The sequence below is a fragment of the Streptomyces aureus genome, assembly GCF_001418135.1.
Classification (GTDB): Bacteria; Actinomycetota; Actinomycetes; order Streptomycetales; family Streptomycetaceae; genus Streptomyces; species Streptomyces aureus_A.
Genome location: NZ_LIPQ01000335.1, coordinates 1 through 1,989, shown reverse-complemented (window position 1 = coordinate 1,989; position 1,989 = coordinate 1). Strand labels below are relative to the sequence as shown.

Annotated in this window: 2 protein-coding genes; one reads left to right on the top strand and one right to left on the bottom strand. The window is 74.9% G+C overall.

The features are described from left to right. Positions 1-741 (bottom strand): sirohydrochlorin chelatase (locus AOK00_RS25830; RefSeq protein WP_254047503.1); only part of this gene is annotated, 741 nt, incomplete at its 3' end. A gap of 225 nt (positions 742-966) precedes the next feature. On the opposite strand from AOK00_RS25830, the gene AOK00_RS25825 reads away from it, so the two are divergent. Next, a complete protein-coding gene (locus AOK00_RS25825) occupies positions 967-1,800 on the top strand; it encodes a class II glutamine amidotransferase (protein ID WP_055602655.1) in 834 nt (277 codons plus the stop codon). The last annotated feature ends 189 nt before the right edge of the window (positions 1,801-1,989 follow it).

Genomic DNA, 1,989 nt, shown 5'->3' with positions numbered 1-1,989 from the left:
GGCGTAGGCGGGGACGACGGGTACCCCGCCTAGCCGCTCGCCGAGGAGGTCGGCGATCCGGCGGATCTCGGCGCCGGACCGGGGGTCGCGGGAGCCGGCGGAGGCGAGGACGACGCCGGTGGCGCGGGAGGCGCCGTCCCGGGGGGTCCAGCCGGCCTCGGTGAGCCGGCCGGCGAGGGCCTCGACGAGGAGGGGGTGCGCGCCGAGCGGCTCGGCGATCCGGGCCCGGAGGGCGGGTGCGGCGGCGAGGGCGGCGGGCAGGTCGTGGGTGACGTGGGGGCCGGGGGCGAAGAGCAGGGGTACGAGGACGGCGTCCCGGCCTTCGGCGGCGAGGTCCGCGAGGGTCTCGTCGAGCAGCGGGGCGTTCAGTTCTATGTGGGCGAGGCGCACGTCGAGCCCGGGGCGGAGCTCGCGGACCCGGTCGAGGAGTCGGCCGAGGGCGGCCCGGGCGCGGGGGTCGCGGCTGCCGTGGCCGACGGCGACGAGGGTGGGCGCGGGGGCGGACGGGGCCGGGGGGGCGGTGGGCGCGGGGGCGGCGGACGCGGCCGGGGCGGCGGTGGTGAGCCCCGTGCGGCTCCGTCCGGCGAGGGTGGGGACGTTCATGGGTGGGCGTGCCTCCTCGTCGTGCTTCCGCTGCCGACGGCCGTCCGGATGCACCTGGGCGAGCCGTGCCGCGAGCTGCTCGGTGATCCTCCCGAGCAGCTCGGCGGTACTGTCGAACGTGCTGTCCGGCTCCGTCATGCACCGATCCTGAGGGCGGCGCGTTGCCTCGCCGTTTCGGGCGCGTGACGTGTCTTTGCCACCCGCTCACGCGCTCCGGGACCCGTGTGCCGGCCGTGCCCGTCAGGTGCCGGGCCGTGGGCCGGCGGTGCCGATGTGCACCCCCCGGGGCGGGCGCCGAGAATGGGAGGGCCGGACGGTGTGGGGCGACGCCCGCGGGTCCGGCAGGGACACAGGTGATCGCGCATGTGCCGATGGCTCGCGTACTGGGGGACGCCGGTGCTGCTCGACACCATCCTGTACCGGCCGGCCCACTCTCTGATCGACCAGAGCCTGCACTCCAGGATGGGCATGGAGACCACCAACGGCGACGGGTTCGGCGTCGGCTGGTACTCCGCGCACAGCGAGACGCCCGCGCTGCTCAGGGATGTCGGTCCCGCCTGGAACAACCGCAACCTGCGGGAGTTGGCGGACCACGTCCGGTCCCCGCTGTTCTTCGCCCACATCCGGGCGTCGACCGGGACGGCGGTGCAGCAGTCGAACTGCCACCCCTTCCGGCACGGCCGCTGGATGTTCATGCACAACGGCGCCATCGACGGGTTCCGGCTCATGCGCCGTGAACTCACCCTGCTCGTCGACCCGGCGCTCTACCCCGACATCGAGGGCACGACGGACTCCGAGGTGATGTTCTACCTGGCCCTCACCTTCGGGCTCGACCGGGACCCGCCCGCCTCCGTCGCCGCGATGGCGGGCGTCGTGGAACGGGTCGGCCGTGAGCACGGAGTGGAGTTCCCTCTCCAGATGACGCTCGCCGTCACCGACGGCGACCGGGTCTGGGTCTTCCGCTACTCCACCGCGCGCGCTTCCCGTTCGCTGTTCTACAGCAGCCGGGTGGAGACCCTGCGCAGGCTCCACCCCGACCTCGCGTTCCTGCGGGACGTGTCCGGGGAGACCCGTCTCATCGTGTCCGAACCCCTGGGCGACCTGCCCGGTGCCTGGCACGAGGTGCCGGAGAACAGCTACGGCGTGGTCCAGCCCGGGGCGGACGAGTTGCATCGGTTCGCCCCCACGCCGGCGTGACGGCGGGGGGCCCGCTCGGAGCGGGCCGTGATCCGGACCGGTCTCAGAGGCTCAGCCAGACGCGGAGGGGGCCGATCGTGGTGAAGCCGGCGGCGAGGGCGGGAGGCAGGTCGTCGCCCGACTCGTAGCCGACGAGGGGGCGGTCGGCGGGGGCGCAGGCGAGGGCGCCCGCCCAGGTCACGGACGGGT

Excerpts from the sequence above, each read along its gene's own strand:
- AOK00_RS25825 (WP_055602655.1), top strand. The coding sequence starts at position 967 with ATGTGCCGATGGCTCGCGTACTGGGGGACGCCGGTGCTGCTCGACACC.